The sequence below is a fragment of the Chryseobacterium sp. WG23 genome (genome assembly GCF_024586575.1).
Lineage (GTDB): Bacteria > Bacteroidota > Bacteroidia > Flavobacteriales > Weeksellaceae > Chryseobacterium.
The window spans coordinates 119,535-139,114 of the sequence record NZ_JALCZE010000001.1 but is presented as its reverse complement, the minus strand read 5'-3'; the positions used below and the strand labels follow the sequence as shown (position 1 = coordinate 139,114).

The 19,580-nt window shown below is 35.7% G+C and carries 14 protein-coding genes; 11 read left to right on the top strand and 3 right to left on the bottom strand.

Annotation, left to right across the window (positions count from 1 at the left end):
- Window positions 1-13: 13 nt before the first annotated feature.
- Window positions 14-1,009 (bottom strand): aldo/keto reductase, encoded by a 996-nt coding sequence (locus MP477_RS00630; RefSeq protein WP_257188753.1) that lies wholly within the window; start codon window positions 1,007-1,009, stop codon window positions 14-16.
- A 173-nt stretch (window positions 1,010-1,182) separates the two neighbouring features.
- Here MP477_RS00630 and MP477_RS00625 point away from each other — a divergent pair, with 173 nt between their 5' ends.
- The gene (locus MP477_RS00625) at window positions 1,183-2,451 is read left to right on the top strand and encodes an NAD(P)/FAD-dependent oxidoreductase (RefSeq protein WP_230039221.1); all 1,269 of its coding nucleotides are present in this window, start codon (window positions 1,183-1,185) and stop codon (window positions 2,449-2,451) included.
- Window positions 2,452-2,499: 48 nt separating this feature from the next.
- On the top strand, window positions 2,500-3,489 hold the full coding sequence (locus MP477_RS00620; protein WP_257188752.1) for an SDR family oxidoreductase: 990 nt from the start codon (window positions 2,500-2,502) through the stop codon (window positions 3,487-3,489).
- Between the two features lie 51 nt (window positions 3,490-3,540).
- Here MP477_RS00620 and MP477_RS00615 read toward each other — a convergent pair whose 3' ends face one another.
- Window positions 3,541-3,666 (bottom strand): hypothetical protein, encoded by a 126-nt coding sequence (locus MP477_RS00615; RefSeq protein WP_373567392.1) that lies wholly within the window; start codon window positions 3,664-3,666, stop codon window positions 3,541-3,543.
- Between the two features lie 188 nt (window positions 3,667-3,854).
- Between MP477_RS00615 and MP477_RS00610 the strand changes: the two genes are divergently transcribed.
- Window positions 3,855-5,222, top strand: coding sequence for an endonuclease/exonuclease/phosphatase family protein (locus MP477_RS00610; RefSeq protein WP_257188751.1), 1,368 nt, complete (start codon window positions 3,855-3,857; stop codon window positions 5,220-5,222).
- Between the two features lie 322 nt (window positions 5,223-5,544).
- Window positions 5,545-7,392, top strand: a complete 1,848-nt coding sequence (locus tag MP477_RS00605) for a chloride channel protein (RefSeq protein WP_230039227.1) — start codon at window positions 5,545-5,547, stop codon at window positions 7,390-7,392.
- Window positions 7,393-7,594: 202 nt separating this feature from the next.
- Here the strand turns inward: MP477_RS00605 and MP477_RS00600 are convergent, their stop codons facing one another.
- Window positions 7,595-8,539, bottom strand: coding sequence for an aldo/keto reductase (locus MP477_RS00600; protein ID WP_257188750.1), 945 nt, complete (start codon window positions 8,537-8,539; stop codon window positions 7,595-7,597).
- A 338-nt stretch (window positions 8,540-8,877) separates the two neighbouring features.
- Here MP477_RS00600 and MP477_RS00595 point away from each other — a divergent pair, with 338 nt between their 5' ends.
- From MP477_RS00595 to MP477_RS00565, 7 genes are all read left to right on the top strand, one after another.
- Window positions 8,878-9,351 carry an RNA polymerase sigma factor gene (locus tag MP477_RS00595; protein WP_257188749.1) on the top strand — a complete coding sequence of 158 codons (474 nt, stop codon included), beginning with the start codon at window positions 8,878-8,880 and terminating at the stop codon, window positions 9,349-9,351.
- A 117-nt stretch (window positions 9,352-9,468) separates the two neighbouring features.
- Window positions 9,469-10,287, top strand: a complete 819-nt coding sequence (locus MP477_RS00590; protein WP_257188748.1) for a FecR family protein — start codon at window positions 9,469-9,471, stop codon at window positions 10,285-10,287.
- An 85-nt stretch (window positions 10,288-10,372) separates the two neighbouring features.
- A complete protein-coding gene (locus MP477_RS00585; protein ID WP_257188747.1) occupies window positions 10,373-13,585 on the top strand; it encodes a TonB-dependent receptor in 3,213 nt (1,070 codons plus the stop codon).
- 26 nt (window positions 13,586-13,611) lie between these two features.
- Window positions 13,612-15,012: a RagB/SusD family nutrient uptake outer membrane protein gene (locus tag MP477_RS00580; RefSeq protein WP_257188746.1), complete on the top strand. Its 1,401-nt coding sequence runs from the start codon at window positions 13,612-13,614 to the stop codon at window positions 15,010-15,012.
- 11 nt (window positions 15,013-15,023) lie between these two features.
- Window positions 15,024-15,920, top strand: coding sequence for a glycerophosphodiester phosphodiesterase family protein (locus tag MP477_RS00575; protein WP_257188745.1), 897 nt, complete (start codon window positions 15,024-15,026; stop codon window positions 15,918-15,920).
- Window positions 15,921-16,125: 205 nt separating this feature from the next.
- On the top strand, window positions 16,126-17,262 hold the full coding sequence (locus MP477_RS00570; RefSeq protein WP_257188744.1) for a glycerophosphodiester phosphodiesterase family protein: 1,137 nt from the start codon (window positions 16,126-16,128) through the stop codon (window positions 17,260-17,262).
- Between the two features lie 53 nt (window positions 17,263-17,315).
- Entirely contained in the window at window positions 17,316-19,502 is a 2,187-nt protein-coding gene (locus tag MP477_RS00565; RefSeq protein ID WP_257188743.1) for a T9SS type A sorting domain-containing protein, read from the top strand.
- Window positions 19,503-19,580 lie beyond the last annotated feature (78 nt).

Below are 19,580 nucleotides of genomic sequence, written 5' to 3'. Positions count from 1 at the left end.
GTCCTGCCCAACCTTATCCATGTTCGGGAGTCTGTGCATTTTCATAAATTAAGCCTTCATTTTTTAGCTCTTGCCAGAAATCAAAAGGAATATGGGTGTGCAGCGCTTCCACATTATCTTTTACCTGTTCAGGTTTGCTGGCTCCGGGAATAATAGATGAAAATTCATCAGAAGCAAGTACAAAGTGAAGGGCAGCATCTATAAGACTTATATTGTATTGTGATGCTATAGCTTCCATTCGGTCCCGTTTTTCATTCATCCCTTTTGGAATCAGATCCTTATAATTATACCGTTTTCTTCCTGCAATATAACCGGAGTTATAGCCGGCTCCTGAAACCAGTTTTACCCCGGATTTTCTAACAGCAGGAAGAAGTCTGTCCACCGCATCTTCATGTTCTAAAATCGAATATTGTGTTGCGGAAAGGCAGACATCGGGATCTGCAGATTCCAGACAGTCTAAGATAGGTTCAATTGTATTGACCCCCATTCCCCAGGCTTTGATGACTCCCTGGTCCCGGAGTTCAGAAAGAACTTTAAAGGCTCCTTTTCTTGCCTGTTCCAAAAAATAGGGATAACGGTCCCCTACCTGGTCTTCAGACAAATCATGAACATAAACAATATCAATGTGATTGAGTCCTGTTCTTTGTAAACTGTCTGCAATAGACCTTTTTATAGCATCAGCTGTATAATCATGTCTGAAATCATAGTTCAGGGGATTCTTCCACATGGTTGGGGGAACTTCCGATTCCGGAACTTCATTAAAAAGCCTTCCCACTTTTGTTGAAAATATAAAATCACTTCTTTCTTTATCCTTAAGGAAGCTTCCAAACCGTCTTTCGCTCTTGGTGAGCCCATACCATGGAGAAGTATCATAATATCTGATCCCGGTGTTCCATGCAGTCTGAAGTATTTCGTAAGCTTGTTCATCCGTGATATTTTCAAAAGCTGTACCTATAGCAACCCCGCCTAAGCCCAGACGGTGTTTTCCGGTTAAAATATTTGTTTTCATATTACAATATTTTGGGGTGTTGGCTATATAACCAACAAACATCGTGCAGACCTTAAGAAGAAGATAAAAATCAAGTTGATTTTGTTTTTTTTATATGTTAAATGTTTGTTATCTAAGCTCCTTTGGTCCTGTTATTGAATGAAATAAAGAACATCATTTCAATATCATTTACTATGAAAAAGCATATTCTAATCGTCGGAGGAGGATTTGCCGGCATCAATCTTATCAAATCTCTTAAAAATGACAAAAGATTCAGAATTACACTGGTAGACAAGAATAATTATCATTTTTTTCCGCCATTGATCTATCAGGTAGCTACTTCATTTATAGAAGCATCCAATATCAGCTACCCATTCAGAAAATTATTTTCAGAGAATAAGCATGTAAAATTTCACATGGGAAGCCTGATTAAAGTAGACCCTGAAAATAAAACAATAGAAACGGAAACAGGAAATCTCAGCTATGATTATCTGGTACTGGCATTGGGAACAGAATCTAATTTTTTCGGAATGGAAAATGTACAGAAATGTGCACTGCCGATGAAAAGTATTGAAGAGGCGCTGTACCTTAGGAATCATATATTGCTGACACTGGAAGAGGCTGCCCGAAATAAGGATATAAAACAGGCTGAAAAGCTGCAGAATATTGTTATTGCAGGAGGAGGCCCTACCGGGGTAGAGCTCGCTGGAATGCTGGCAGAAATGGGCCGGTATATTGCTCAAAAAGAATACCCTGAAATCAAGATAAGTCTTTCCAGTATCTATCTGATTGACGCTTTACCTACCCTTCTTTCTCCTATGAGCCAGCTGGCTCAAAAAACAGCTTATGAAAAGCTGACAGAACTGGGCGTGAAGATTCTTCTGAACGTTTCTGTAAAAGATTATGTAGATTCCCAGGTTATTTTAAGTGACGGAAAATCCATTGCAACGGAAACCCTTATCTGGACATCCGGGGTGATAGGCCGGGAAATTGACGGACTGCCTGAAGCCAGTGTAGGAAAAGGCAGACGCCTGCTGGTAGATGCCTACAATAAAGTAGAACAAACAGAAAATATATATGCTATAGGCGATATTTGTCTTATGCTTTCCGAAGAAAAATTTCCAAAAGGACATCCTCAGCTTGCACAGGTAGCCATCCAGCAGGGGAAAAATCTGGCAGCTAATTTTAAACGGATAGAAGATGGTAAAGTTCTTGAACCTTTTTATTACAATGATAAAGGCAGTATGGCTATCATCTCAAAATATAACGCTGTAGTGGATCTTCCGAAGAATTCTTTCAACGGATTTTTAGCATGGCTTACCTGGCTTTTTATCCATATCATCCCTCTTGTAGGGTTCAGAAGTAAAATACAGCTGGCCTTAGACTGGTTCCGTTTATTTATTACCAATAATCCGTCTATCAGACTTATACTTTTTCCTAAAAGAAATACAGGAAACGGATAGCAGGACAGTTTATAAAGTATATTTCAAATCACAATTAAATCTATCATTATGAAAAATTCTAGAAAACCTCCATTTTTTGGTGAAACGGTTGTTATTACAGGGGTCTCCAGCGGAGTTGGTAAGGCTGCTGCAGAGGCATTTGCTCAGCAGGGAGCAGATCTTGTTTTAGCTGCAAGGGGTGAAGAGGCCCTTAACAAGACAGCAGAAATATGTAGGAAGTTAGGAGCCACGGTTATTGCTGTACCCACTGATACTTCCATAGCTGAAGAAGTGCAGCATCTGGTAGATCAGGCTCTTGAATTTAGCGGTAAGATTGATTACTGGGTGAATAATGCAGGTGTTTTGGCTTTCGGTAAATTTGAGGAGATCCCTGTGGAAGTAACGGATCAGATTGTAAAAACAAATTTGTTGGGATATATGCATTCGGCACATGCTGTACTTCCGGTTTTTAAACGCCAGAAAAGAGGTGTTTTACTGAATAATATCTCAATCGGAGGATGGATGCCTGCTCCATATGGAACAGCATATACTGCTTCAAAATTCGGAGTTCGCGGTATGGTGGAGACCCTTCAGGGGGAAGTGTCAGACTATCCCAATATTCATATCTGTGCCTTATATCCGGGATTTCAGAAGTCATCGGGAATAGATCATGCTGCCAATTATTCAGGAATAAAACTGAGTACCCCTCCTCCTTCATTTGATCCGCGTAAGCTTGCAGATTCCATTGTAAAGGCAGCTAAGAATCCCCAGGAAGCTATATATCCGGACTGGTCTGCTGTTGTATTTAAAAATATGTATGAAATATTTCCGGGGCTCATCAGGTATATTTCTTCTGCGGGAATGCGCGCGGTGATGAAGAAAGCCAATAAAGATGAGAAAGGAAGCGGAAATGTACTGGAACCTTCCAAAGGAAATACGGGAATAGATGGCAAAAAACAGATTTCTGTTTCTCCAAAAATGATAACCTATATGGGAGCCGGGGCGGTCATTATTGTTGCCGCAGGATTATTGTTTTCAGGAAAACTAAGGAAAATATAATATTCAAAGAATTTTAGAAATTTTTAATAGTTGGGCTTTCTTATTTGATTCTTAAAGATGTAAAGGTTTGGTAAGATAATCATGAGCCCCCACCTTCAAGCCTTCAATTTTATTATCCAGTGCGTTTTTGGCAGAAATGATAATAACGCCATCCATAGACGAATGTAATTTACTCAAAATAAATAATTTACATTAAAAATTAATTTAATTAATTATCATGTATGTAAAATTATTAATTTATTTTATTTTTGTATAGAAAATAATATTTTAAATGAAAATATGTCAAAAATAATAATAAATTAACATATTATTCATAGATTTATTATGAATATGTATTATTTTTGCTAAAATAAAAAACATTTATTATGAAAAATAAATTATGTACTGCATTCTATGCAATACTGATGCTTTGTTTCACTTCCTGCACAGATTCTGAGCTCGGTTCTACCTCTTCTTCAAATACAGAAGATACTTCAAATGCCAGTAATAGACAAACATCTATTGGAGAATATTCTTTTAGCATTATGCAATTGAATATATGGCTTGAAGGAACAAAAGTACCCAATGGTTATGATGCAATTGTTAATGAAATTGCTGCACGTGAACCGGATTTTGTCACATTATCAGAAGTTGGTACAAATACTAACTTTAATACTCGTATTCTGGCTTCTTTAAAACAGAAAGGGAAAATCTACTATTCATTCAATAGTAATGATACTACTGTTTTAAGTAAATACCCAATTAAGGAATATTCAAAGTTTAGCAGATATGATCGTATCGTAACCGAAATAATTGCTGGAAATGAAATAGCCGTTTATTCCGGGCATTTACATTATAAAAATTATGCAGCTTACTACCCAAGAGGATATGATCCTAATACTTTCACCAAATTATCTACTCCCATTACTGATCCTGTTACAATCTTACAGGAAAATGACGCATCTAATAGGCCCAGAGAAATACAGGATTTTATAACAACTTCCAAAAACGATATTGCAAGTGGCAGAACGGTAATATTAGGAGGAGATTTTAACGAGCCATCCTATCTCGATTGGACAAATGCCGCTAAAAATTTATATGACCACCGAGGAGCAGTTGTACCATGGAGTACAACTTCTACTCTTTCTAAAGCTAATTTTAAGGATAGTTATAGAGTATTATATCCAAACGAAATAGATTATCCAGGATTTACATGGCCAGCACAGGCATCATGGACTCCTAGTTCTGATGAACGTGACAGAATTGATTATATTTTCTATTATGATGATTCCAGAACAACAGTGAAAGACAGCTATATTGTAGGTCCGAAAAATACAGTTGTTAAAAATATTTCTATTCCGGAGACTTCAAAAGATAAATTTTCAGAACCTGTAGGAGCCTGGCCTACAGACCACAAAGGAGTATTGACTGTTTTTACTGCAAAAATAAAAGATACAGCTCTTCCTAAGATAACCCTGAATAACACCAGTTATAAACTGAATGAAGATATTAATATTACCTATACCAATGGTTCTACAGATCCTAAGGCCTGGATTGGTATTTACAAACAGGGAATAATTCCTGGACAAAATCCAAGTGTCAACTACTCAACTAAATGGGGATATACAAATGGACAGACCAATGGTACACTTAATTTTAAATTAAGTACTCCCGGTAATTATTTTGTAGCCTATTTTAAAGATAATGGATATAATGAAATTGCCCAAAGAGTTTATTTTACTAGTAATAATTAAATCTTCATGTATTTGAAATTTTCGTATGAATAACAAGGATGAATCAGTTTTTTTATTTTAAGCTTTTATTTTAGCCTCCCTAATATGATTTTTCAGTCAATTTAAAAAGATAGTGTATAATAAAATTCACATAGAAGGAAAAATCAAATATGTAAATCCTAAGCCTGTTATTATTTTCTAAACATTCTTAGCTTTCTATTGATTCTTAATGTCTAGATACACTATGTAACTTAAAAGAAGATCAGCTTAGTAGTTTTTGTAAGATATTTCATAAATTTACATTTCTGTATCAAATTGATAGCAGTATTAAAATTCTTCCCAGGTGAAAATTCACAACAAAAAAAAATACTTAAGCTTCCTTAAATTTAAAAGAGATTTCCAAAAATACGGATTAGAAAAGGCACGCAGTTATGAGCTTATTCTGCATTGGCTGAACAACAGATTGAGCAGGAATCAGTTTCTTGTACTTTCCGGAATCCTTGTAGGATGTACTGCCGGTCTTGCAGGCGTCATTCTGAAAACTTTAGTACACGATATCCATAATTTCATCACCACTAAAGTTCATTTCGAATATCAGATATTATTTTATATAGTCTTTCCTTTTTTAGGAATTGTATTGACGACAATGATTGTTCTTACTTTGTTTAAAGGGCAGGACCGGAAAGGAATTGGCGCTATTCTTTATGAAATTGCCCAAAACTCCAGTATTGTGGCCTCTGTAAAAATGTATTCACAGGTAATACAGAGTGCTATTACTGTTGGGCTGGGAGGTTCTGCAGGACTGGAGAGCCCTATAGCTGTTACTGGAGCCGCCATCGGTTCCAACTATGCCCAGACCTACAGACTCAGCTATAAAGAGCGTACTTTATTGCTGGCTGCCGGTGCTACGGCGGGGATTGCCTCTGCATTCAATGCTCCTATTGCAGGAATCATGTTTGCCTTTGAGATTCTTCTGACCGGTGTAGTTTTTACAGACTTTATCCCTCTGGTTGTTGCTGCAGTCTGTGGAAGCCTTTTATCAAGAATTTTACTGCAGGAAGATGTTCTTTTCAGATTTTATACCAGAGAACCTTTCAACTATAAAAATGTACCTTATTACTTTATTTTGGGAATTGTAACCGGATTATATGCCCGCTATTTTGTAATTATTTCTCAAAAAGTAGAACATTTTATAAAAGGTCTTCAGCTTTCAAGAATGCGTAAGGCCATGTTTGGAGGAGCTGTCCTTTCACTGTTGTGTGTGCTGTTTCCTCCTCTGTTTGGAGAGGGATATGAGACGGTAAAAGCTTTTACCAATGGAAATACGTATTCTATTATTGAAAACAGCTTTTTCAGATATTTTGAGATCGGTGAGTGGACTATTATTATATTTCTGGTTCTGGTATTGCTTTTAAAAGCTTTTGCAACCTCCTTTACGATCTTCAGTGGCGGGAATGGTGGAAATTTTGCCCCATCCCTTTTTGCTGGGGGTACTTTAGGTTATTTATTTGCCTTGGTCTGTCAGCACATCGGATTTACAGATGTGCCGGTAACCAACCTTGTCCTTGTAGGAATGGCAGGAGCTATGAGTGGTGTATTATATGCTCCGCTTACTGCTATATTTCTGATTGCAGAATCCAGTTTTGGATACGATCTGTTTATTCCATTGATGATTGCTTCTGTAATATCTTATCTTATTGCCAAATGGTTTTCTCCTATTTCTCCGGAATTAAAATCTCTTGCCGATGAAGGTAAAATATTCACAAATAAGCATGATAAAAACCTTCTTTTTGCATTGAAAACAGATGATTTTATTGATAAATACTCACAGACCATCAATGAAAATGCATCTATCACAAATTTGTTTGAACTGGTAAAAAACGGAGATAAAAATATCTTTGCCGTAGTGGATGATCAGCGAAAACTGAAAGGAATTCTTACATTAGATGATATAAGACCCTATCTTTTTAACAAAGAAATTGATCCTTCCCAACTGATTGTCCAGGTAATGAAAGCACCGCCAGCTATACTCCACCGTGAAAATAAGCCGCTGGAAATTCTTCAGATCTTTGATGATACAGGAGTATGGAATCTTCCGGTAGTCAGCGGGAATAATGACTTTATCGGGTTTATATCAAAATCTTCAATTCTGATGAGCTACAGACAATTATTAAAAGAATATTCTGACTAACAGATACTATTTAACACTACAAATTTCAGCTGCTTATACTATCTACTGATATTACAATTGAAAGGCTGAGAATTCCCCTCCTCTGGAGGGGTGGCAAATCAAAGATTTGACGGGGTGGTTATAAAAAGAATTTCCATTTATAAAAAGCAATCCGTTCAAAACTGAACGGATTGCTTTTTATAGTGAATGATGATCATTACACCTAATTACTAGCCTTGTTAAGCAGGTCTATATCTTCCTGATCTAAAACAAGTTTTGGAGCATTAAACAGGGTTTCAAGCTGTGATGCACTGGTAGCACTTACAATAGGAGCTGTAATCAATGGATTAGCCAGCAACCAGGCCAGAGCCACAGTACTTTGAGGAGTATGATGCTTCTCGCCCACCTGATCCAATGCTTTTAAAACTTCAAGACCTTTGGCATTCATGTATTTTCGTACGCCTTCCCCTCTGGCACTTTTTGCAAAATCAGCTTCATCACGGTATTTTCCTGTTAAGAAACCGGCGGCCAGAGACCAGTATGGAAAAACACTCAGTTCAAACTGTTCTACCAAAGGTGCATAGTTTTTTTCAAAACCTTCCCTTTCCATCAGGTTATAATGAGGCTGTAAGGCAACATATTTAGGAAGATTGTGCTTTTCTGCAGCTTCAAAAGAAGCTTTTAAACGTTCCGGAGAAAGATTGGAGGCTGCAATATAACGTACTTTTCCTGCCTTAATGATCTCGTCATATGCAGAAAGTGTTTCTTCTACCGGAGTAATGTTATCGTCAAAATGCGTATAATAAATGTCTATGTGGTCAGTCTGAAGTCTTTGCAGAGATTCATCCACTGATTGTAAAATATGTTTTTTGCTGATATCAAAACCATGTTCTTTTGTTTCAGAACCTACTTTGGTTGCCAGAACAATATCCTTGCGGCTGGAACGGCTTTTCATCCACTTTCCGATGATCTCTTCAGACTGTCCTCCTCTGCCGTTTACCCACCAGGAATAGGTGTCTGCCGTATCTATAAAATTGAATCCTGCTTCCGTAAAGCGGTCTAATATATCAAAAGATTGTTGTTCGTCCAGTGTCCATCCAAAAACATTCCCACCAAAATTGATAGGTGCTACTGCCAGATCGGTATTTTTGATCTTTCTTTTTTCCATAAAATGATTTGTTATTACAAAGTATTAAGTGACATCTAAGGTAAGGAATAAAGGCAAAAAGAGGGATTCAAAATAACCATACAGTCCATAGTTATTATAAATAGGAATTATTATTCACTTTAGATTATTGATGTCTCTAATAAATATTTCACTTTTTACACCATGTAATATGGTGATTTTCTTCAATTACAAAATAGATTAGTATATTTTTCTTATTAAGCACCTAATTGCCTGATTTTATTGAATATGCTTAAAAATTAATATACCTTTAAGCAGTTTAAAAATATTTTTAGATAATTTTATGGCCATATAAGTGCATCAAAAAATTTGTCCCACTAATGGAACAATTCAAAAAAATATATTCTGAATATAAACATAGAGTTTATTTCTTTGTTAAGAAATATGTTCAAAAAGAAGAGGATATAGAAGATATTGTCCAGGAAATTTTTATGCATGTTTGGAAGCATATGGATAAAGCTGCCCAGATTCCTATGGAAGCTATCATTTTTAAGACCTGTAAACAGGAGGTTTCTAATTTTTATCGCAAGAATAAATTATTATTTACTTTTTCTGAAAAAGAAATCATTACAGAAGAAGAGGAAACTCTCGATGAAAACAGCCATGAAGAACTGATTTCAAAGGTTAAGCGCCTTTTAGAAAAACTGCCTCAGAAAACCCGGGAATTATTTATTCAACATACAATTAAAAACATCAGTTATTCTCAATTGGCTAGAGAAAATAACCTGTCAAAAACGGCTGTCAGCAAACAAATACATAAAGCTCTAAGCTTTCTGAGAGGCAATCTGCATTAATTTACCATTATTACTTAATATGAACAAATTGTTAAATCCTGATTTTTAGGGTGAACGATTTGGCATTTCTGTGTATTTACTAAAAAATGCTTTGAATGAAATCATAATGCATGCTGTATGAGTTTAGAAAAAAAATTTGCAGAAACCTGGAAAGCAGTCTCCGAGGAACAAAATAAAATAGATGCCACTACAGACCAAAGAATCTGGGAAAGTATCAATATAAAATTCAGGAAAAAAAGAAATATAAAAAAACTGTATTGGGCAGCAGCTATTCTTGTCCCCTTTTTTATTTTTTTAATGATGGATGAGAATTTTCAAACCGCCATACAGCATAAACAAAAGTATGTTTATGAAAGTTTTGAAGCTTCAAAAATCCTCAGATTATCTGATGGAAGTATCATCAAACTGATGCCATACAGCAAGTTGACTCTCAGTAAAAATTTTGGAGATAAAGACAGGGAAATCATCTTTACAGGAAAAGGAGATTTTAGTATTGCTAAAGATAAAACAAAACCTTTCAGAATTAATGCCGGAGATTTTCATATACAGGTTTTGGGAACTCATTTCTTTTTAGACCAAAAATCTAAAGAAAAGAAAGTAGAATTATTTGAAGGAAAAGTAAAAGTAGAACACTTGGGGAAAATCACTTATTTACTGTCCAAAGAAATCTGGATCAGTAATAATAAGAATTCTGATTACCATTATTACAGAGCGGAGAAACAAATGAACTTCACATTCAATGATTCAGCATATTCAGAGGTAATTAAGCAACTGGAAGACATCTATAATGTAAAAATATCTTATCCTGATCAATATAGAAGCCGAACAGTAAGTGGTTCATTTACAGGAAACCTTAATGATATTCTCTCAATAATCAGCTATCCGTTTAATCTAAAAGTGAAAAAAATAAATGAAACAGAAATACTATTAAAATAAAGAAGCATCGATAATGGGGGTTATCGATGCAGATTTAATCAACTTAAAAACCTGTAGAAAGTTTAAAAATTAATATGGCAAATTTATGAAAAAAACAGCAATTAGTATTGCTATGCTTGGGATATTGTATGTTTCTCAGCGGTTACACGCTTCAGAAATTTATACTGATATGCATACAGCTTATGTGACAGCTCCACCTGTAACTAAAGTGTTGGAGAAGTTGAGTAAAATAACTAAAACACAATTTTTTTATTCAGTATCAGACCTTGAAGATATTTTGATAGATGATCAGGATATTGACTACAGATTATTACATCCTACATTGGATTATTTACAGAAAAATTATCCTATTGAATTTAGTATTCAAAATAATATTGTCACCGTAAGAAGATTATCAAGGAAGATTGAAAAGAAAAGCAATATTGAAATAAATCATATTTCTAAAAATGATACCATTACCGAAAAAGCAAAAAAGATCGATGAAGTAGTATTGGTAGGTTATGGAAAGCAAAATAAAAAAGATGTATCAGGTTCTATTGCTTCTCTTGGCGAAAAAGACCTGAAAAGTGTAGCCTCAGGCAATTTTGGGGATATGATTGCCGGAAAGGCCACCGGAATTCAGATTGCTTCAGCAAATGCAAGCCCCGGATCTTCACCCAATATCCGTATCCGGGGAATCGGGACGTTAACAGCCGGGGCAAATCCCCTGATCGTTGTTGATGGTTTTCCACTTACAGAAGGAACCAATTTAAATTCAATAGATCCTAATTCTATTGCTTCGATAGATGTTCTTAAAGATGCAGCCTCAACGGCTATTTATGGATCAAGGGGAGCCAATGGCGTGATTTTAATTCAGACCAAAGAAGGTAAAAAAGGAAAACTTGAGGTGACTTTGGATTCCTATTATGGAATTCAGACAAGAAGTGATAATGAAAAGTTCGTTAATGCTTATGATATGGCCGTTTTCATGAAAGAATCCAGGGATAATAATTATCTTTCAAAAGGCGTCAACAGAAGTACTTTGGACGATACAGCAACAAGAATTTCTAAAGGAGCTACCTTGAGAGAACTTGTTCCTGATTATTTAACACCTTACTTGAATAAGCAACCCGGGCTCACAGATACTGACTGGTATTCAGTCGTATTAAGACCTGCTCCTATTAGCAACACTTCACTGAATATTCTTGGAGGAAGTGAAACAACAAAATACTCATTTACAGGAAGCTATCTGAACCAAAAAGGAATTCTGATTGGAACTGATTATGAGAAGTACTCCGGAAATATCAATCTGGTTACCAATATAACAGATCAACTGAAATTTGGAGTTTCCATGACTCCCTCTTTCTCAAAAGGAAGTCTTTTTGATATGGTAAACGGAGGAAGAACTTATAATCTTCTTCAAATGGCCACTACCATGTATCCGTTCTTTACCCCAAAGGATACCGATGGAAATCTTATTATTTCTCAACAGATAAAAGTAAATGGCCCTACGGATGGCGCTTTGGTTGAAAATCCTGTTGCTATTGCAGAAATGACAAAAAGGAAATATACTTTATTTAAAACATTTGGAAATATTTTTGGAGAATGGAATTTTTTAAGGGATTTTAAGTACAAAATTTCCGCAGGTGGAGATTATACAAATTATGAGTACAATTTTTTTGATCCATCAACGGTAGGAAGCTACAGAACTTCCGCTCCCGACGTTACCACAGCAAGCAGAACAGAGTATATTACCAGGAATTATCTGATTGAAAACTTACTGACTTATGATAAAAAGATTGAACGCCATTCTTTCAACGCCATTTTGGGACAGTCTTATCAAAATGAAAATTCAAATCAAACTACAACTTTAGCTACTGGTTTTCCGGATAACAGTCTGGAAAATATTTCCGGTGGTACATCATTTAAAATTGATATCAATCAGTATAAATGGGCACTTATTTCTTATTTTACAAGACTCAGTTATACCTACAATAGTAAATATAGCCTGATGGCATCTTATAGAAGAGACGGATCATCAAGATTCGGGGCTCATTCCAAATGGGGAAACTTTTATGCCTTATCATTAGGATGGACCGTAAGTAAAGAACGTTTCTTTATGGAAAATAAGTGGTTGGATCCTTTGAAATTGAGGTTTAGTTTAGGAACAAACGGAAATAATCAGATTCCGAATTTTGGCTCACTATCTCTCATGGAAAAAGAAAACTATGTTTTTGGAGGAATATTGGTACCCGGATATCGATCTTCCACAGCAGCAAGCTTTGACCTTTCCTGGGAAAAATCAAAATCTGTGAATTTTGGAATTGATTTCGGGTTGTTTAATAAATACTTAAATGTATCTGCTGACTATTATATTTTAAATAGAAACGGCTTGTTATTAGATGTGCCGGTTCCCCAGCAATCTGGATACTCTACTTTGCTTCAGAATATTGGAAAAATCAGAAACAGAGGTTTAGAAATACAGCTTTCATTGAAAGCTATTCATATAGGAGAAGACTTTGAATATTCAAGTAATTTTAGCTTTTCTACTAATACCAATAAAGTATTGGCTCTTGCGAATGGGCAGTCACAAATTGTAACCGGAGCAAATAATTTTGCAGTAACAAGAGTTGGTGGTTCTATTGCTGAAATGTATGGCTATACTATTCTGGGGATTTATAAAAGCCAACAGGAAATAGATAATTCAGCTCATATTCCGGGAACATTAGTAGGAGATTATATGATGGAAGATATCAATAAAGACGGGAAGATTGACGGCAATGATAAGAAAAGTTTTGGCTCCGGAATTCCTAAATATGTGATGGGCTTCACGCATTCATTCCGATATAAAAATTTTGACCTTAACTTTACATTATATAGTGAGCTAAGCAGGAAAATCTATAACGGAGATCAGGTAAATAGTACAGAATCAGGGGAAGGTTTTGGAATGGCGACTCAGAGCTATTTTGACAACAGATATAACCCGGTTACCAATCCCAATGGAATGTATGCCATGCCCAATATGAACTTCTCAAATAACAGAAAAGAAGCCAGAACTTCCAGTATTTTCTTTAAAAATGGAGATTATGTAAGATTAAGATCCTTAAGGCTTGCTTATAATCTTCCTCAACATCTGGTTTCTGCCTTAAAGGTAAAATCAATTCAACTGTATTTTGTAGGAAACAATCTTTTCACCATAACTTCTTATAAAGGACAAAATCTTGATGCAACTTCAGAAAGTATTCTCACGCAAGGCTATGACAACGGTTATTATCCGGTAGCAAGAGTCTATTCTTTTGGAATGAATATGAAATTTTAATTTGAATGTAACGTAATATTTTAAAAATGAAAAAATTATACATCCCCTTACTTTCTTTATTCTTATTGCAATCCTGTTCATCTGATCTTTTAAATACCTCTCCTGAAAGTATTAAGCAAACAGATAATTTTTACAAAGATGAAGCTCAGTTGGAGCAAGGTGTGAATGCAGTATATGGCTCACTTCAATATGTGGGGCAATATCAGCTGGCAATGCTGGCTATTGGAGAAATTCCATCAGACAATACTTATGATGAAGTTCCTGCCAACGATAATTTTACCTATGGAGAGCTTGATTTTTTTACAGTTCAGCCTAATAATTCTTTGCTGGCAAGCACCTGGAAAGAAAATTATATCGGAATTCAGCAGGCTAATATTGTTTTAAACAGAATTGGAAATGTTCCTATGAATCCATCACAGAAAAATATCAGAATAGGTGAAATAAAATTTTTAAGGGCATTGATGTATTTTAACCTTGTAAGAATTTTTGGGGATGTCCCTTTGGTTACCAAGGAAAGTGTGAATGTGAATGATTATTTTGGGCAAGGAAGAACTCCAATAGAAATCGTTTATGGTTTTGTTGAGTCCGAGCTTAAAGATGCCATTTCATTACTTCCTGAGACTACTTCCCAAAAAGGAAGGGTGACAAAAGGAGCGGCTTTGGGAATCCTGGGAAAAGTTTTGATGACAAGGAATAAATATAATGAGGCTTTACCTTTTCTGAAGCAGGTTGAGGGGCTAGGATATAGTTTACTGACTGATGTTACTAAGATATTTGATGTGACAAATAAAAATAATGCAGAGGTTATTTTCGATGTACAGTTTGCTTCAGGATTAAATGGAAATTCAGAAGGAAGCCAGGCATATCAGATGTTCAGTCCATCAGGGTTTTCTTCCGGGGCAAAAGGTCATAATCTTCCTACAAAAGAGATGTATAATATTTTTACGACAGGTGACAAAAGAAGAGATGCTTACATCGGTTTAACGAATAATGGAATTCCTTATTCAAAAAAACTAACAAAGTCGGCTACAGCTCCTGCAGATGGAGGAAGTAATGTTGTAATACTTCGTTTGGCAGATGTTTATCTACTTATTGCAGAGTGTTATGCAAAATCCAATGATCTGGTGAATGGAAATTTATATCTCAATAAAATTAAAAACAGAGCCGGTCTTCCTTCTGTAAATATTATTGATCAGACTCTGTTATTAGAAGAAATAGCCCTGGAGAGAAGGAAAGAACTGGTAGGTGAAGGGCACAGATGGTTTGATCTGGTGAGAACAGGAAAAGCACTTCAGGTGATGACAGCACATTTTCAGAACACCCCGGGATACGGAACGGCTACCATCCAATCACATAATTTAATTATGCCTGTTCCCCAAAATCAGATTAATACAGATCCTGCTATTCAACAAAATCCAGGATATTAAAATATACTTGTATGAAAAAAATAATAGAAAATATCAGTAAATTTTCTTTTGGGTTAGTTTTGCTATGCACTTCTATTACAACCTATTCTCAACTATCATTAAGCAAATTCCCTGATAACAGGATCATGGTAGTAGCCCATCGGGCAGATTGGCGTGAAGCTCCTGAAAATTCAATTATGGCTATAAAAAAAGCTATAGAGAAAGGGGTGAATATGGTAGAAATAGATTTGTCCTTAACAAAAGATAATGTTTTGATTTTAATGCATGACAAAACTATTGACCGGACGACCACCGGAAAAGGAAAACCCTCTGATTATACATTAGAAGAAATTAAAAAACTATATCTGAAAGACGGATTAGGAGTCCCCACGAAGATGAGAGTCCCTACCCTTAGTGAAGTATTGGATGTAACGAATGGTAAAATTTTCATTAACCTGGATAAAGCATTTGACTATTTTGATTTGGTTTATCCGGTTTTAAAGAAAAGAAATATGTTTGATCAGGTTCTTTTCAAAGGAACAGCAGGCTATGATGAATTTAATCAAAAATATGGAAAAATAAAAAATGAGATTCATTATATGCCAATTGTAAGGCTGGATTCCGGAGAGGGCTGGCCAAAGGTCAATAATTATTTAAAAAATTACAGGGTGTATGGTTTTGAATTTACTTTAGGGCCGGACGAGAGCCATTTAATTAATTTTAAAGATGTTCAGGAAAAAGGAGTAAAAGTCTGGGTCAATTCTTTATGGCCTAATCTAAGTGCCGGTCACAATGATGATCAGATACTTGAAAGTCCAAATGTCTATGAATGGTATCCCAATAACAATATCAATATCATTCAGACGGACAGGCCAAAGGAGCTGATTGAATTTTTAAAAAGAAAAAATCTATACTTTTCTGTCAATTAAATTATTAATCATAATCATTATTTTTATATCGTTGTTTATTTTTGCTACTTTTTTCTGAAAAAGTAGTGTATTTTTCATTTCTATATTGCGCTGATAATCAGTTTATTATTAATAAAAATTAACAAATGTTTTCATTAATAATAATTCAATTAAAAGTGATAATTATTATCTTTGAATTCAAATCATAACCCTAATTTTTAACAATATGAATTCATTAAAACTTTTCAGAAGAAGAATTTTAAAAAGCGCTGTTGCTTTAATTCTTTATTTAGGAACCAACCAGCACATTCAAGCACAAGGTGGTTTCTACAACACGACACCTCCCCCAACGACTGCCAGGCCCAGTGTGGATCTTTTAAGAGCTACCCTACTGAACGGAAATAAAAATCCGGGATATGTGTTCCTTGCCCTTCACAGAGCAGCATGGATTGACGGGACCCCTGAAAATTCGATTCTGGCAGTCTCAAAAGCAGCCAATAATCGCAATGTAGACATGATTGAGATTGATCTCAAAACGAGCAAAGACGGAAAAGTATACCTGATGCATGATGACTACCTCCAGCGTACCACCAATTTTCTGGATTTGTACCCCAATAAGTACGGTACAGGAAAAGATAATTATGGAAAAGCAAGTGAATATTCTTGGGACGAATTGAGCAGGTTGAGATTGAAAAATGAAGAAAAAACATATACGAATGAAAAAATTCCGCTTTTGCAGGAAGCAATTACTGTTGCGCTTGGAGCAGGCGTATTTCTCCAGCTTGATATCAATGATGACAGGACTTTTCAGGAAGCTATGAAGGTTGTACAAGCTGCAAATGCATTTTCAATTGTCATGTTTAAAGGAAATAAAACACCCAATCAGTTTACTCCTTTTTTCAATCAGTTGACTGAGGCTCAGAAAAAGCAAATTATTTTTGCTCCTTTTGTAAAAATAGATTCTACACCGGATGGTACTACTACTGCTGATCCTATGAAGTTCTATGAACAATGGGAAAGCTGGAGAAGAAGCAACCCCACCTATACAGGAGTTGCGGGATTATATGAGATGGTATTTAAAACCCCTGCGGATACAGGCCTATTCCTGGTGGCTGAGAAAATAAGAGCCGGAGGGAAAAGAACCGGTACTTTTTCTGCACAGCCGGAATATTATCGGGGACGGTATATCGGAAATGTCAATATCAATCAATGCTGTGCCAATACCCCTGAAAATGACCGGAGAGGAGATTTTGATTTTATCCTTGCTCCCAACAATAACAGAAACGCAGGAATCAACGGCTATATCATAACAGATGAAGTCACAACTTTTTTAGAATATTTTCCTAACAGAGTAATCCAGTAATACCATGAAAGCAATATACACCCGGCTAATTACTAATCTAAAAATATTTTCTTATGAAACCATCTAACCATACTTTATATAAAGATCCTTTTTTGAAAGAAAAAAAACCTGCTTTACCCTTTACAGCTTATTTCCTCTTTCTCGCCCTCATAACATCTATCTGTCCGCTTTCTGCCCAGGAAGTATTTGACAACACTGCTACGGGAGAGTATTCTGCGAATACACAGATTGCTAATTTATATGACCTGGCCCTCAGCAATTCATCCACCTGGCAAAATGATTTTAAGCATTCCACCAATACTGCTTATAAATTACAGGGAAACGCTAATACGGGGACTGCTGATAGATTTGGAAACCCTTCCCAGGCATTGTACTTCAATCAATATCAAAACATTACGATCCCTTCGGGACCTATCAAAGATATTGTAAGCAGTAATAATGGATTTTCTGTTTCCGCATGGATCAAAGTTCCTGATAATGGAAAAGATTGCAGCATCTTAAGCTTTACCAACCCCGCTAATGGAAATAAAGAAGATATTCAGTTACGGATGAAAGACGGCTATTTCCAGATATTAAAATATTCTACAGTTGCTCAAAAAAAAGTGGTATTGGGACAGGCACGATATAAAATAAGCTATTACAGTGACAACACTCAAAATGAAATATACCCGGGACCTGATGAATACGGAGCTGGCTATATCTATTTCATGCTGAGCTCTAATAAATATTCCACCCGATTGTATTTCAGCCGCCCGGGAGGACGTTTATATGCCAACTATTTCTGGTTTGGATTGTCTGATGTGCTTACCAATACCCATACGGCTACTTTTGGTACTGTTAACAACCAACAAGGGGCCATATTAAGCGCAGTGGATGATATTATGGTGTATAAAGAAATGCTTACCCCGGAATTAGCAAATAACCACTTTTTGGTCCAGTCTCCGATATACCCATCAAGATCTTATATTGTAAGAAACTATCAGAACAAGCCTATTGCTCCGGAAGGAAATACGTATGAGAGCGGATATATAAAGGCAATATCTGTTTTTAACCCTTATGAAGGTACTTATGGCGGTGCAAGATGGCAGCTCCCGGTCAGGGAAATTTCTGGTGGAAAAAAGCTGATAAATTTTCTCAATGCTAAATCATACCTGCCTATTGCAAGGTGGAATGCCAATTCAGGAAATTATTTTTACCAGGAAAATGGTGATTATAATTCTGGAAGACAGCTTTTTGAAGCTCTTCGTATCACAAATCCAAATAATCTGACAGATTATAAGCAGAATACTTTTACATTCCTTATCAATGAATACAGATCAGATATGTATCAGCTGGGGTTTTCAGGGGATGAACTGTATGTGCAGTATCCTAATAAGCCTGATGATAACTGGTCTATTCAGGGGTCTTTTAGCACGGCAGTCAGAGAAAAATTTTCTTCTGTCAGCGAACTGGGCGTTCGACTGATAAATTATGGCACAAAACAAAGTATGGCACTTTATAATTCAAGTGGATCTAATTATTACTTATATCAAAGCTCTTCTACTTTTGAACCATTCTCTTTGGCAAGGCTGACGCCTAGATTTAGTGAGGCCAATTATAAATATGGATATGAAGATTTTAGATTTAGCAATATGGCAAAAAATTCTAGTCTGGCACTTAAAGGAGGTATAAAAAGTACTACTGAGCAAGATTATTTATGGTTGGACGAGGCTAATAGAGCTAACTTTCAGCTGTCTTATGTGAAAGACGATCCCAATGGAAAACCTTTATACCTTGTAAGAATAAACAATGGATACGGTGCCAGAATATTAATTCCAAATTATGAAACAGGAGGATATACGTATATTACCCAGAATTCTATTGTAGAAGACGGACCTTCATATCCTGATAATTATCTGTGGTCTTTAAATATGATTTATATTGAGGATGGTGATATTGTAGTGGCAAGAACAACAAAAGCGGCTCGTCCTGATATTACTGAGACCCAGGCATTAAATGTGTATCCTAATCCTGTAAAAGGAAATGCTACAATAGAATATACATTATCAAAATCCGGCCCTGTCAAAGTGTATATTACTAGCGCTACCGGAGCATTAGTAAAAACAGTACAAGAGAATACTCAAAACAAAGGAACCTATAAAGAATCTCTTGATACATCCGGCTGGGTTTCCGGAGTATATTTCTGTGTACTTCAAACTGATGGACAAAAGATAATAACTAAAAAAATTATCGTACAATAAATTATTTTTCATCAATATAACCTAAAGTAAACAGCCTTCATGTGAATGAAGGCTGTTTTACTCTATCAATTAAAAAAA

What these genes read in the sequence shown, in the direction of transcription:
- MP477_RS00565 (WP_257188743.1), top strand. Translation starts at nt 17,316, where the DNA reads ATGAAACCATCTAACCATACTTTATATAAAGATCCTTTTTTGAAAGAA.
- MP477_RS00575 (WP_257188745.1), top strand. Translation starts at nt 15,024, where the DNA reads ATGAAAAAAATAATAGAAAATATCAGTAAATTTTCTTTTGGGTTAGTT.
- MP477_RS00620 (WP_257188752.1), top strand. Translation starts at nt 2,500, where the DNA reads ATGAAAAATTCTAGAAAACCTCCATTTTTTGGTGAAACGGTTGTTATT.
- MP477_RS00570 (WP_257188744.1), top strand. Translation starts at nt 16,126, where the DNA reads ATGAATTCATTAAAACTTTTCAGAAGAAGAATTTTAAAAAGCGCTGTT.
- MP477_RS00585 (WP_257188747.1), top strand. Translation starts at nt 10,373, where the DNA reads ATGAAAAAAACAGCAATTAGTATTGCTATGCTTGGGATATTGTATGTT.
- MP477_RS00625 (WP_230039221.1), top strand. Translation starts at nt 1,183, where the DNA reads ATGAAAAAGCATATTCTAATCGTCGGAGGAGGATTTGCCGGCATCAAT.
- MP477_RS00600 (WP_257188750.1), bottom strand. Translation starts at nt 8,539, where the DNA reads ATGGAAAAAAGAAAGATCAAAAATACCGATCTGGCAGTAGCACCTATC.
- MP477_RS00610 (WP_257188751.1), top strand. Translation starts at nt 3,855, where the DNA reads ATGAAAAATAAATTATGTACTGCATTCTATGCAATACTGATGCTTTGT.
- MP477_RS00595 (WP_257188749.1), top strand. Translation starts at nt 8,878, where the DNA reads ATGGAACAATTCAAAAAAATATATTCTGAATATAAACATAGAGTTTAT.
- MP477_RS00580 (WP_257188746.1), top strand. Translation starts at nt 13,612, where the DNA reads ATGAAAAAATTATACATCCCCTTACTTTCTTTATTCTTATTGCAATCC.
- MP477_RS00590 (WP_257188748.1), top strand. Translation starts at nt 9,469, where the DNA reads ATGAGTTTAGAAAAAAAATTTGCAGAAACCTGGAAAGCAGTCTCCGAG.
- MP477_RS00630 (WP_257188753.1), bottom strand. Translation starts at nt 1,009, where the DNA reads ATGAAAACAAATATTTTAACCGGAAAACACCGTCTGGGCTTAGGCGGG.